The organism is Ruegeria sp. HKCCD6647-2, assembly GCF_057221075.1.
In genome coordinates, this window is the sequence record NZ_JBWVBD010000016.1 from 1 (window position 1) to 13005 (window position 13005).

Below are 13005 nucleotides of genomic sequence, written 5' to 3' on the forward strand. Positions count from 1 at the left end.
GCTTCAAACTGGTGCGGTGGCAGAAAACCGGTGGCACTACGGTCGTTTTCACCCAGCGCCGGGTTTACCTTCACCTCAAGTCCGTGCGGTTTGGCCAGGATCGCAGCTGTCTGTTCTGCCTTGCGCTCGCTGCTGGACCAGATGGCGCTGGCCGAGGCCAGGATCGGCGCATTTGCAAATGCTTCGGCCCGTGTGCGGCCCACCTCACTCAGTTCCCAGTTGGTGATCGCGATCTCTGGGTCCACCAGCACTTCAGGGTGCGAAATGACAACGAGTTTCGCCAATATCAACCTTCCGGCAGCAAAACCGGCCCACGGTCTGCAAAGGCCATTTTGACGTGGATGCCCGGTTGCAACGGGTCATCCACGTTGTCCTGCACGGCAAACACCTGTCCGAATGCGCCGGTCAGCGTGTATTCCATGCGCACGCCGACATAGGTTGCCTTGGCGACTCTTGCCGGGATGCCGGTTTCAGATCCGATAAGGATGCGGGAAGGACGCACCGCTAGAGTCGCTGGACCCACGGGCAAATCGCGCGAAAGCAAACTGTGGCGGTGTCCTTCGATTTCTATTGTCGCCTGATCGCCGTCGACTTCGACGATTTTGCAGTCGATCAGGTTCGCTTCACCGATAAAGTCGGCTACGAAGCGGTCGATTGGCGCGTCATAGAGTTGTCGCGGGGTCCCAATCTGGGCGATGGCGGCGTTGCGCATGACGACAATCTCGTCCGAGACGGCCAACGCTTCTTCCTGATCGTGGGTCACGTAGACAACCGTCAGTCCGAGGTCCTGCTGAATAGAGCGGATGTCCTCACGCACTTGTCGGCGCAGTTTAGCATCGAGGTTCGATAGGGGCTCATCAAAGAGTAGAACCTGCGGTTCCAGCACCAGAGCGCGGGCGACGGCGACCCTTTGCTGTTGGCCACCGGACAGCTCGCTTGGCAAGCGGTTGTCAAAGCCTTTGAGGCCCACCAGTTCCAACCCGTTGAGCGCGCGCGATCTGGCCTCTCCCTTGTCAAAGCCGGAGAAGGTGAGCCCGTACATCACGTTTTCTAGCACACTCATATGTGGGAACAGGGCGTAAGACTGGAAAACCATGGAAACGTCGCGATCGGTCGCAGGCAGTTTTGTCACATCTCGGTCGCCAATCACGATCCGGCCTGAGCTCGCCATTTCCAAACCGGCAATCATGCGCAGCGTCGTTGTTTTACCGCAGCCCGACGGCCCCAGCAGCGTCACCAGTTTACCTGCTTCCACGTGCAGGTCGATGTTGTCGACGGCCACAACATCTTTGCCAAACACTTTTGACACCCCTTCGAACCGAACCGGCGCGGCTTTACTAGCAATGTTGGTATCCGTCATGTCGTTCTTTCCGCTCCTATTTGGGTACGCCGTCCGATCTGCACGCGGCCCACGAGGAATTGCAAAAGCCCCACCGCTGCCAGCATCACGAAGATCAGCGTGGTGGAATAGGCGATGGCAAGGCCGTAATCATTGTTCTCGACACGCCCGATGATGTAGCTGGTCGCCATGTCGTACTCGGCCGACACTAGAAAAATGACCGCCGAGATCGCGGTCATAGCGCGGACAAAACTGTAGACGAGCGCAGCCAGAATGGCGGGTTTGAGCAGGGGCAGGATCACGCGTCTAAACGTCTGCCAAGAGTTTGCGCCCAGCGTCAGCGAGGATTCATCAAGCGACTTGTCCAGTTGCGACATGGATGCAATGCCCGCACGCACGCCGACGGGCATGTTGCGGAAAATGAAGCTGACCACGAGGATCACACCGGTGCCTGTGATTTCGATCGGGGGAACGTTGAAAGCCAGGATGTAGCTGACCCCGATGACGGTACCGGGAATGGCGAAGGACAGCATCGTTCCGAATTCGAAGGCGTTCTTTCCGGCGAAATTTTGGCGCGTGAGCAAGTAGGCGGTCACCAGTCCTACAGCTGCCGTCAGTGGAGCCGCTATGGCCGCAATGCTGATGGTGGTCCAGAAACTGTCCCATGCAGCACCCGTCCAGCGGATGCCTTCCTCTTCAAAGCGCACTGAGAAGGCGGTGACATAGTGTTTGAAGGTGAGCGTGTTGTTGACGCCCCAAAGCTCAACGACGCTGCCGTAAATGATCATGCCGTACACAACCGCTGTAAACAGCGCCCAGATGGTCGCGATGGCCAGCACGGGTATTGCCAGCCCATTGGGCATCAGCGGATGCACGCCGGCGTCCCCCTTGCCGGAAACGGTGGTGTAGCTTTTCTTACCGAGCCAGGCGCGCTGCGCGTAAAAGGCAGACAGCGTGAAGAAGAGCAGTACCATGGCCAGCACGGCGGCCCGACCCTGATCATATTGCGCGCCGACGATGGCAAAGAAAATCTCGGTCGACAGAACGTCAAAATTGCCGCCTAGAACAAGCGGGTTGCCGAAGTCGGCCATGCTTTCGATGAAGCCGAGCAGAAAGGCATTCGCCAGACCGGGTCTCATCAGGGGCAGCGACACCGTTCGGAAGGTTTGCCACCTATTGGCGCGCAGCGTTTGGGCGGCTTCCTCCATCGACGGCGACACGCCTTCGACAACACCAATCAGCACCAGAAATGCGATGGGGGTGAAGGCCAGCGTCTGGGCGATCAGGACACCCGGCATTCCATAGAGCCACCGCGACGGTTGCACGCCAAAAAGATCAGCGAAAAAGACTGTGACCGACCCGGATAAACCGAAGAGTAGGATCAAGGCCAGCCCGATTACGAAGGGGGGCGTGATGATTGGCAAAACCGTCAGCGCGCGCATCCCACGCTTGAACCGAAACCCTGACCTGGTGACCACAAGTGCAAAACAAAGTCCCAGAACCGTGGTGATCAGGCCGACGAGAATGGCCAAAAAGAGGGAGTTCCACGCGGCGCCGCATTTAGCACCCCAAAAACACCCCAATCCCCAGAGACGGTCATCAAAAAATTTTGAGGCAAAAACAGATACCGAATAGGCGCCGTTTTCGGTCACAAAGGCCGAAAACAGCATGTTGGCAATTGGAAAGAACACGAAGGCGGTGACGATTGTAATGACGCCGCCAATTGCGCTGACGACAAACACATCGCCGTTGACTGCACCGCGCGCCGCGATGCCTTGCGTGAGCAGGAACAGGAAGGCCGACGCACAGAGCATCGCTCCATACCCCATGCCGAACTGTCGGATTTTCGGCTCACCAAAGAGGGCCGTGAGCCAGTCGAAGTTGAAGCCGCGAATGCCGATCCCGAAGCCTTGCGCAATCAGCCAGCCAAAGCCCAGTGCACCGGCAAGAATCAGGATCTTAGCGTAGATCGGATCAGATTTAGGTTTCCCCAGCACCAGAATTGGCAATGCCAGCGGGATCAGCAAGGGTGCAAGCCAGAGCTTTTCACCCCGCCCGATCAGAAATAGAGCGGGCGCAAAATCTTCGTCAAACGGATAGCCGTTAAAGAGCCATTCAAATGACCAAAGGCCATCCTCAACCATGTACCATGGCAGCAGGACGTAGCCGGCCCAACCGACAATGATCCAGAAGATCAATACCGGGTGGGTCCTGGTTTTCGCTTTGTTAGTCACTTACTGCGGCAGCACCGAAACGTCTTCGTCCCACTTTTGCAGCAGACGCTTGCGCTCATCAGAGGAGCCATACTTTTTGAAGTCGTAGTCGATCAGCTTGATCTGGCTCATATCCGGGGCGCTTTCAGATGTTTGCGCACCCTTGTTGGACGGGACCTGGAAGGCATTGACTTCAAGTGCGAGGTTCTGCGCTTCGGCACTCAGCGCCCAGTCGTAGAACTTTTTGGCTTCTTCTTCGTTGCGAGCGCCTTCAATGATCGACATCGAACCGATCTCATAACCAGTGCCTTCGCACGGGGCGACAACCTTTACAGGGAAGCCTGACACCGCCTGCTTGACGGCGTCATGCATGAAGACAATGCCGATCGTGTTCTCACCACGCCCCGCGGCCTTGATGGGTGCCGAGCCAGATTTGGTGTACTGGTTGATGTTGGCGTGGAGGCCTTTCATGAATTCAAAGCCCTCGTCCTCGCCAAATATCTGCACCATCGACGCCAGCGTCGTGTAGGCAGTTCCGGACGAATTCGGGTTCGCCATCTGAACGTGCCCTTTATACTCTGGCTTGAGTAGGTCCTTCCAGCAGGCGGGTTCAGGCAGGTTGTTGGCCGCCAAGAGGTCAGAGTTGTAGCCATAGCCCAACGCACCCGAATAGATACCGATGGTCTTGTTGCCGGCACTTTCGGCCTGTGAAATCGCCCAGTCATGCAGCTGGTCACGCATGGGCGAGACATATTCCATAGTCAAACCTTCTTCGGCCGCCTGAAGGTGCGGGTCACCTGTTCCGCCCCACCAAACATCGCCTTTGGGGTTCGAGCTTTCCGCACGGATTTGCGCAAAAGTCTCGCCCGAGGATTTGCGGGTCATGTTCACGTCAATTCCAGTGGCGTCCTCGAAGCTGCGCGCCATCAGCTGGCACCAGTCTTCCTGCGCCGAACAGTAGAATGTCAGCTTGTCGGCTTGCGCAGCACCCATCGAAGCGGTGAATGCGATCAGCGAGCCAGCAAGTGTGTTTGTCAGATTTTTCAAAGTCTTTCCTCCCATATTTGTCCAGCTGCCAGCTTTGAGCCGGGAACCGTCATGTCACCTGTGAGGGCGGCCACGCTAAAGTGTGGCATCTTCTGATTTCCCCAGTCTCTGTCCGGCTTTTCCTCTTTGTGACTATGTAAGTCTGCCCACTCTAACACTTGTTTCGCAAGGAATTTCACAGAGCGGCAAGATCAGTGCGATCCAAACGGAGCGCCTTTGCAAGCAGTATCCTAAGGAAGATTGCAAGTTCATCGATAGCCTTCGAATGCGGGGAGTCTTGATACTTGCGCCAATTGGCGAATGTGTTCTGGGCAATTATGTTGCCTAGCGGCGATACAGATTTTTTTAGCGAAGGTTGAAAAACTAGCGTCCGATTTTGACCCCACTTGTGATGTGTGGGTTCACGCAGCGAGTACGATCTCATCGCCCTGCATGACCGAGGCAACTTACCCGGCGAACGTCAACAAATGGGGCTCATCGCGGACATCGGATGTTTTGCAGCATCGCGGAAAACCAGGCCTGAGTTAGCGCAGTGGACGGCCCGTTCTAGACATTGACCAGCGGGACTAAATGCTGCGCTGCTACCGGCAAAAGCGGACTCTATCTGCTAGATGCTGTGGACTTCTCGGTCTTGCTATGGGGCACAAATCTATTGAACCATTCGATGGCTTTTTCAGGGTGGTCGCCGAGGTCAGCGTATCCGGCGACTCGGCTCTTTCCGACATCTGTCCAAACCATCTCTTTCTCGACCTGTAAGTTGTCGAAGTAGGACCGCACGTACTCCATGTCGGCCATTGGATCGTTCTTGTTCTGGATCACCATCGTGGGCTTGTTGATGATGTTAACGCGGTCGATGGGCGATTGATCAAAGTCCGGGCCGCCTCGACTCCGACTCTTTCGGATGGCACCCCGGATCATGAAACCCGGGATACGCATTTGCCGGAACCATGCACCGCTGTAGAGTGGTTGTAGGACGACATGGGCTTTGATGTTCGCTACAGTTTCTAACCCATCTTCAACGCCATGGGCCAAGGTTGCAGCGCTCGACGACATGCAGATGTTGAGCATGCCAATGGGCGCGTTCTTGTAATCTGCATGCGACGTTATGAAATGCACAGCGGCCAACACATCTTGATACTCTGCCTGGCCGTCCCACGCATATTTGGAAGGACCAGTTTCACTGGCACCATGATTGCGTAGATCATAGGCCAGAACCGTGTAGCCTTGCTGTGCGAATGCCTGGATGTGCCGTAGAAACGGAACATCCGTTGGCCAGCCCTGCAACATGCGTGGCTTTCCGTCGTTAGTGTATCCCGCGCGCGAGCACATCAAACCAAAATGGTTTTGGATGATTACTTTGCTCTCACCAGGGTTGACCAGCCAGCCGCGCAGCGTCACCCCATCGGCGGTTTCGAACTCTACATCCTCATAGGGAAGATCCCAGTTTGCGGGACTATCAAAGAGCGGCGCACGGGTCTTCGTCGCCAGGTCAGCTAGCATTCCATAGAGCATCGTGTCGGTCCTTTTGCACGGTCACCCCTATCAAAGTGTCGGAATGACAGAATCTGTACATGTGTCAATATTGACAGGTTGTCTGTACTTGTCAATATGTCATCCATGACGGATCGCGACCAAAACATCCTGCAAGCCGCGCTGCGGGCCTTCACACGTTTTGGCGTGAAGCGCACAAGCATGGCCGATATCGCCAGAGAAGCGGGGATTTCCCGCCAAACGCTCTATAAGTCCTTTCGTAGCAAAGACGATGTGCTGCGCACCCATCTCCGCCTGTATACAACGAAGGTGGCTGAACAGATGGAGTCAGCTTTGGCCAATACTGAGGGGCTGGAACAGCAGTTGGATGTGGTCTTTCAAGTGATGACAGTTGCGAGCTTTGACCTCGTGCACGCCACTCCTAGCGGGCAAGAAATCGAAGAGGAGTTCGAAGATGGATCACTCGAAGAACTAGAGGCCGCAGCGCAACGCTATCAGTCAGTGATAAAAGGCATTCTCAAGCCATTCGAAAATGCACTCAAAGACAGTGGAACATCATCCAAGGATCTCGCGGAGTTTGTGCAGCGATCAGCCCGCGCCGCCAAAGGCTACGCGAGGGACCGCGAACACCTCTTGCAACAGCTCGACACACTTAAGCAGCTATGCTTGAGGGCCGCGAACGCCTCAACCTGACTAAGAGAAGCGTCTCGCCTCACCCACCTACGGCCCAAACCTGCTCACACTGATTAGTAATTTTGCTGCGCTTGCAGCCCGCACAGCTGCCGTTCGCTGCGAACGCAAAGTTTGAGAAATGTCAAATGCCGCCGCTGTCACCACTGGTTGAAAATAGAACAATACGTTGGTTTTTTCCCAACGCTTTCGAGCTGGCTATCCGGCGGAATTCGACCAATACATGTGTGGGATGTTGAATTGAGACCACTCGTCTGGTAACTGGACGAACCGGAAACCCTGATACAAGAGATCAGATATGCTGAATTGTCAGACCTCAATGCTTCGCGCGGTAGGCGCAGTAGCCCGTTAAAGCGGTCTGACAGGTTTCCGATCTGAAGGCCGCCTCGTGAGCGGCCTTTTTGTGTTTTCCTCATGTGGCGGCTTTCCATCAATTCATGGAGAGAACAATGCCAAGCTTATCACTTTACATACCAATCAGCCGGTCGCGTGGCCTCTTTCTGCGGCTAGCGGCTGTCTTCGCGAGGCGACCCGGTGTGGAACGGCCGATTCTGCACAAAAGATCCGAGTTGCCGGCTCACCTGAGGAAGGACGTTGGCCTTCCGCCGGAGGTTGAACACCCACCTCCTTCGCATTATCGGTTCCCTTTTTAAGGAACCGACCAAGCAAGGGCATTAAGCTGCCCTTGCTCTTAACAATCGTTCCGTGTCCTGAGTGATGCGTATCCTCCTTCCGCGCGATAAACGAACCCTGCGGCTTGCAGTTTCTTTAGACGATTGTTCAAGGTCGCCGGAGAGATCGTTTCGCACTCGTCCTGCAACCTGCAAAGACCAAGGTCGGCTGGTCCGAAGAAAAGCCAGCCAAACTGGAATAGGAAATTCTGTCCATATTCGACCAACTCAAACCAAGTGCGAAAACAGCAGCGCCCTTGAGAACACCAGCATTTCCGATGCAAAAACTGCCGTTGAAGTCGCCTCGATCATTGAAGGTTTTCTGAAATAGCCAGGCCTTCCTTTCAAACCCAGTGAATTCCATTTCACCTCAGGATGTTGCGTGTTTGCTTGCTGTGCCGGGACGGCAAGACAACAGGATCAGGACCAAAAAGGACAGGTTTAGTACGACGTTGAAGGGCGCCCCTACCAGAATGGAGCCTGAACTGTCGGCGCAAAACCAGGACCATACCGTAATCTGAGCGGTCTTGGTCGCGGCTGCCGCCGATACCGGAGCAACATAGGTTCCCAGCGCCCACTGCATTCCTCCCAAGCCAACCGTCAGGCCACCGGTAATCACCAGTAATAAAGGTGACGGAACCATCAGTTCCGCGGGAACATCGTGAATTGGCCAATACGCGATCTGCAGAAAGATATGTGCAACGGGATGAAGAAACTGAAACGCGGCCAGAGCAAAGGGCACCCCGGTTACAACAAGAACTCCGCCTGAAATTCGCATTGCTGACTGTTGTTGGGTCATGACCTTCTCCTTTAGGTATATGCTCTTCATGCGACTTGCGGCGGGTGCAAATCAATTACCTCTGAGGTAAGTGAATTCTGTTAGGACCCTTGCTAAACTCAGGTCATGACTCCTTATCCAAGCATGCTGAAAGACTGGCGAAAACGACGCAGGATGAGCCAGTTGGACCTTGCGGTCGAGGCTGAGGTCAGCGCGCGCCATATCTCCTTTCTTGAAACCGGGCGGTCCCGGCCCAGCCCAGACATGATCCTTCATCTGTCCGAGGTCATGAACCTTCCGGTCGAAACCCGAAATCAGATGATGCGCGCCGAAGGCTTCGCGCCGCGTTTTGCGGCGACGCCGATTGATGACGCGGCGATGTCACCCATCCGGGATGCGGTCGAATGGACACTTCAGCAGCATGACCCTTACCCAGGAATGGTTCTGGACCGGCTCTGGAATGTTGTAATGCTCAACAGCGGAGCACAAAGGCTGTTCAAGCCACTGGGGATCGGCGAGGGGCAAAGCCTGCTGGAGCTGCTGGCCAGTCCGCTGATGCCTGAGCTTGTTGAAAACTGGTCCGAGGTCGCGCATCACACGATGTTAAGGCTGCGCGCTGAAAGCGCCAACGCAGGAGGCATACCCGCGCTGGACGCCGCGGCGCGCGCTTTGTCGCAACAGGGGCACGCCCGCAGCGATGCGGTCATCGGGCCGACAATTTCTACGATCTACCGCTTTGGTGGTCAGCGGCTTTCCCTGTTTGGAACCATTGCGCAATTCAGCACAGTCACGGACGTCACGCTGGACGATTTGAAGATTGAGCTGTTTTTTCCGGCCGACGACCAAAGTGCCAAATTTCTGCGTGACCTTGCCCTCGTGGCTGCCAATTAGATGATGGTTTGACCAGAGCCTCACCGCGCCCCGGTGAAATCCGCTCACTCCTGACCTCTCTAGGACTCGGCAAGCAGCCCTGCAAAAGCGATCTGGACGCCGAACAATTCTTCCCCTAGAACCTTACTTGTTATCTTGTCCCTAAATGGACCAATTTCATGGTGTTCCCGTCGCAGGGCTGAACAGCCCCTCTTCATTCTGAGCCTAAAGCTCCTTACCGCGACTTTGTCGCCGGACCTTGTCCGGCAGGTGACCCATGACAGACCAAATCCTGATTTCGCAGGCACCCACCCGCGCCGAATTCACGCCGTTGATCCGGTTGGCCGTTCCGCTGATGGTTGGGCTGGCCGCAGCGCTATTGATCGGCGTCGTAGATACGGCGATGATTTCTCCGCTCGGAACGGTCCCGCTGGCGGCGGCCGGTGTGACCACGGCTGTTCTGATCATCCTGATTTCCGCTCTTTGGGGCGTGATCACCGCTATTTCCGTACAGATCAGCCAAGCCGAGGGCGCACGCGATGCCGTGCGGGTTGCTCTGGCGTTGCGCAGCGGGCTGTTGCTATGTCTTCTGGGCGGCGGCGGCGCGGCACTGGTGATGATGGCGCTCTATCCGTTGCTGGGGCCTTTGGGACAACCCAAAGAGGTTCTGGCGATCCTGCTGCCGTACTGGATGTCGATGGCGATCTGGATCGTACCTTTTACACTTTTTTTCGGCCTGAAAGCACTGTTCGACGCCGTTGGGCGGCCCTGGACAGCCGTGGCGCTGTCTTATCTGGGCGTCCTGTTCAACGTACCCGCAAACTATGCCTTCATTCACATCCTTGATCTTGGAATTCTGGGCGCTGGTCTGGCCAGCATACTCTCACAATGTACGTCGCTGGTTGCCGGGATTTACGTGTTGATACGCGCGCCTAGGCTGGCCGCCTTTCGCCAGCGGGTGACCGTTGCCTGGGCGGATGTCTGGTCACAGGCCAAAGACGCCCTCCCGCTCTGTCTTGGCTATGCGGGTGAAGGCGGAGCTTACGCCGTAGTGGGCCTGATGATGGGCTGGTTGGGGGCCGAGGCGCTGGCCGCCCATCAGATCGTCAACGCGCTTGCGGGGCTGGCCTATATGATCCCGCTTGGCATGGCGGGTGCTGCCTCGATCCGTGTGGGCCTTGCAGTCGGTGCAGGAAGTCAAGAAAGGCTAAGACCGATCCTGATGGCGTCCTTTGTGATGGTCACGCTCTGGCAGGCGGTTGCCGCCATCGTCTTCATTACTGCTGGCCGGATGATCGCGGAAACCATGTCGGATGACCCGGCCGTCGTTGACCTCGCGGTCACGTTGTTTTTTATCGTGGCACTGCTGCAGGTTGCGGATGGCGTTCAGGGCACCGCGCTGGGTGCGCTACGGGGAATGTCAGACATGAACCTGCCGACGATAATTACCCTGACGGCCTATTGGCCACTTGCTTTGCCGGCCAGCTATGCGCTGGGGTTCCTTTTTGATCTCGGAGCCGTCGGCGTCTGGATCGGTTATACTCTGGGTTTGGTTGCGGCGGCGATTGCCCTGCCCCTACGGTTCTGGGCACTGACACGGACCTGAGTTTTTGGGGCAGATCGATTAGGGGAACCTAACCGCGAGCCACTTTGCAGTGGAGTGATATGACTGACCAGATCATTGGGCTGCGACATCTTGGGCCTTAGGCGTGATAGGAGAGATCCGGTTCGAATCCCGACATCGCGGCCCATAAGAGACATTCACCACCCACCTAAATTTCTGCGGTCGCAGCCCGCATAGCCGCCGTTGGCTGCACCCGCTCGGTTTCGATAGTGGCCAAGGTCTCAAGTGCGGACAAAACAGACGTTCACACAGTTCGACGACCCTCGCTATGAAGCATGCCATCCGGGCATCAGTTTTCCTGCAAGCCAGCTTCGACCAGCCCACTCGTAAAGCGATCCCAGTGTGCCGATTTCTGAAAGGGCCATCGCCTTAGAGCGCCAACACTGATATTTGGACATAGGTCGATCAGTCTTTGAGCCGACCTGGCGGCAGCGTCACCTTGCCCGGCGTGCGCATAGGCAGAGGTCAGAACAAGCAGTATTCTTGGAACATCGCGCTGTCGGTGGTCGGCGCGATTTGCCCATTTGATGGCTGCCGCGTAGTCTTCGCGAACGAAATTGCCGAGCGCAATGTCCTCCATAAACCAGAAGTTGCCTGGAAAACGTGCATCGGTTTCAACCGCCCTGGTGCTGTATTCGATCCCAGCTTCCGGCTCACCCAAAAAGCACTTGGCTTCGCCCAACAGACCCAATGCCAATGTATAACTTGGATTGAGTTCCAGGCAACGTTCGGCTTCGAGCATGGCAGCTGATGCATCATGCTCATAGTGTAGATGGAGCCTGCCTTGAACCATGTGGGCAAAGTCCGAAAGCTCGTTGAGCTCCAACGAGCGACGGATATACGCCATGCCAGTTGCTGCGTCCGCAGGTGCGATCGGACCATAGCCACAGAACACTTCCAACAGTGCGCGGCTGACGGCAGCTATTGCCAGCGCCATGGCGTTGTCGGGTTCGCGCTCGACAACGATCGAGATCAGCTTCCATGATTCTTCGTAATTGGCACGCCGTGGCTGAAAAAGAATATGCCCAGCCTGGCTCATCAATTCCTGGTTGCTCTGTTCTTCAATTGGGCGTTGTTTCAATTTTTGCGCTTCTCGTCCGTAGACTTCGTACCGCAACGAGTTGCTGATGCGCATGACCAGTTCGTCCATCGCCTCGAATATGTTTTCAAGGTTTCCGTCGAAGCGCCCGGACCAGAACTTGTCCTTCTTGGCCTGATCCTGGAGATGAACCGTTGCGCGAAAGCGCTTCCCTGATTCTTGAACGCTTCCCGTGGCCACATAGTTCGCATTTTCTTCATTGGTGACCAGCGAGATACCAGTCAGTTTGGCGAGGGCTCCCGACACCTCGTTATCAATGGTTGCGGCCAGGTTCGCGGTTTCATCGGCACCGCCAACCGGTTCGAGAGGCATTACTGCCAAATTGGGCTTCCTCTCCGCTTTGCCGTCACTTTCGTCAGACGCTCCCGTTCTTGCTGGCAAGATCACATTCTGGTCCGGGTGCCAGTGCAAAACGTGTACAGGCTGGACGATATTCTTGACGCTATGTTCGCCACCGTCCTGAAAACAGACATCGATCTTGTTAGCAATTTCCGCACCGACCTTTTCGGCGATACACACACCACCAGGTACCGCGATTCCTTCCAATCGCGCTGCAATATTTACGCCATCGCCGTAAATGTCGTCTCCCTCGACGATGATATCGCCCAAGTTGATACCGACCCGGTAGGTGATGCGGCGCTCTTCCGGAACACCGGACTCTCTTTTGGCCATGGTGCGCTGGATGGTGATCGCGCATTGCACTGCCTCCACCACGGACGGGAACTCGACGAGCAGCCCGTCGCCCATCTCCTTGACAATGCGGCCGTGGAACTTCTCAAAGGTTGGGTTGATGAGTTCCTGGCGATGAGCCTTCTGGCGTTCAAACGTGCCGACCTCATCGGCTTCCATGAGCCGCGAGTAGCCAACCATGTCGGCGGCGAATATCGCACTGAGGCGACGTTCCATAGGATCATTCTTCCCCAAATTGGGAGATTACCAGATGGACGCAACCAGGCAAGGATTTCCGCTTCGGGCTCGAGAACGGTCATCTGACATATTCAGTAGGACATTGACGCGGTTCTACCGGCCCCAAAGCCTGTTGTGCGGACCAAACCGACATTCATACTGCCTTCGGTCAGCGTCTGGCAAAAACTTACAGCCAACTGAATTCAATAGGACAGCCGTGCAAATTACTTTTCAACTAAACCCGAAAAATAGGCCACGACCGGCGGTGCCTTCGAGT

At 55.9% G+C, this 13005-nt stretch carries 10 protein-coding genes; 3 read left to right on the forward strand and 7 right to left on the reverse strand.

The window, feature by feature from the left end; genetic code table 11:
- The 5 genes from AC2TDJ_RS20870 to AC2TDJ_RS20890 form a co-directional block, all read right to left on the reverse strand.
- On the reverse strand, positions 1-284 hold a 284-nt coding region (locus tag AC2TDJ_RS20870), incomplete at its 3' end, for a histidine phosphatase family protein (protein WP_480844607.1).
- A gap of 2 nt (positions 285-286) precedes the next feature.
- A complete protein-coding gene (locus AC2TDJ_RS20875; RefSeq protein WP_480844608.1) occupies positions 287-1360 on the reverse strand; it encodes an ABC transporter ATP-binding protein in 1074 nt (357 codons plus the stop codon).
- Positions 1357-3573 carry an ABC transporter permease gene (locus AC2TDJ_RS20880; RefSeq protein ID WP_480844609.1) on the reverse strand — a complete coding sequence of 739 codons (2217 nt, stop codon included), beginning with the start codon at positions 3571-3573 and terminating at the stop codon, positions 1357-1359. The genes AC2TDJ_RS20875 and AC2TDJ_RS20880 overlap by 4 nt, the downstream gene beginning before the upstream one ends.
- Entirely contained in the window at positions 3574-4599 is a 1026-nt protein-coding gene (locus AC2TDJ_RS20885) for an ABC transporter substrate-binding protein (protein ID WP_480844610.1), read from the reverse strand.
- A 600-nt stretch (positions 4600-5199) separates the two neighbouring features.
- Complete coding sequence (locus tag AC2TDJ_RS20890; RefSeq protein WP_480844611.1) at positions 5200-6111, reverse strand: alpha/beta hydrolase; 912 nt, start codon at positions 6109-6111, stop codon at positions 5200-5202.
- A 105-nt stretch (positions 6112-6216) separates the two neighbouring features.
- On the opposite strand from AC2TDJ_RS20890, the gene AC2TDJ_RS20895 reads away from it, so the two are divergent.
- Positions 6217-6783 carry a TetR/AcrR family transcriptional regulator gene (locus AC2TDJ_RS20895; protein WP_480844612.1) on the forward strand — a complete coding sequence of 189 codons (567 nt, stop codon included), beginning with the start codon at positions 6217-6219 and terminating at the stop codon, positions 6781-6783.
- Between the two features lie 1038 nt (positions 6784-7821).
- Here the strand turns inward: AC2TDJ_RS20895 and AC2TDJ_RS20900 are convergent.
- Positions 7822-8250 (reverse strand): hypothetical protein, encoded by a 429-nt coding sequence (locus tag AC2TDJ_RS20900; RefSeq protein ID WP_480844613.1) that lies wholly within the window; start codon positions 8248-8250, stop codon positions 7822-7824.
- A 105-nt stretch (positions 8251-8355) separates the two neighbouring features.
- On the opposite strand from AC2TDJ_RS20900, the gene AC2TDJ_RS20905 reads away from it, so the two are divergent.
- Both AC2TDJ_RS20905 and AC2TDJ_RS20910 read left to right on the forward strand, forming a co-directional pair.
- The gene (locus tag AC2TDJ_RS20905) at positions 8356-9120 is read left to right on the forward strand and encodes a helix-turn-helix domain-containing protein (RefSeq protein WP_480844614.1); all 765 of its coding nucleotides are present in this window, start codon (positions 8356-8358) and stop codon (positions 9118-9120) included.
- 256 nt (positions 9121-9376) lie between these two features.
- Complete coding sequence (locus AC2TDJ_RS20910) at positions 9377-10705, forward strand: MATE family efflux transporter (RefSeq protein ID WP_480844615.1); 1329 nt, start codon at positions 9377-9379, stop codon at positions 10703-10705.
- Positions 10706-11012: 307 nt separating this feature from the next.
- Here AC2TDJ_RS20910 and AC2TDJ_RS20915 read toward each other — a convergent pair whose 3' ends face one another.
- Positions 11013-12728 (reverse strand): adenylate/guanylate cyclase domain-containing protein, encoded by a 1716-nt coding sequence (locus AC2TDJ_RS20915; RefSeq protein ID WP_480844616.1) that lies wholly within the window; start codon positions 12726-12728, stop codon positions 11013-11015.
- Positions 12729-13005 lie beyond the last annotated feature (277 nt).

Bases quoted from the DNA above. Each gene is read 5' to 3' on its own strand.
- AC2TDJ_RS20875 (WP_480844608.1), bottom strand. From the start codon at position 1,360: ATGACGGATACCAACATTGCTAGTAAAGCCGCGCCGGTTCGGTTCGAA.
- AC2TDJ_RS20910 (WP_480844615.1), top strand. From the start codon at position 9,377: ATGACAGACCAAATCCTGATTTCGCAGGCACCCACCCGCGCCGAATTC.
- AC2TDJ_RS20905 (WP_480844614.1), top strand. From the start codon at position 8,356: ATGACTCCTTATCCAAGCATGCTGAAAGACTGGCGAAAACGACGCAGG.
- AC2TDJ_RS20900 (WP_480844613.1), bottom strand. From the start codon at position 8,250: ATGACCCAACAACAGTCAGCAATGCGAATTTCAGGCGGAGTTCTTGTT.
- AC2TDJ_RS20890 (WP_480844611.1), bottom strand. From the start codon at position 6,111: ATGCTCTATGGAATGCTAGCTGACCTGGCGACGAAGACCCGTGCGCCG.
- AC2TDJ_RS20915 (WP_480844616.1), bottom strand. From the start codon at position 12,728: ATGGAACGTCGCCTCAGTGCGATATTCGCCGCCGACATGGTTGGCTAC.
- AC2TDJ_RS20895 (WP_480844612.1), top strand. From the start codon at position 6,217: ATGACGGATCGCGACCAAAACATCCTGCAAGCCGCGCTGCGGGCCTTC.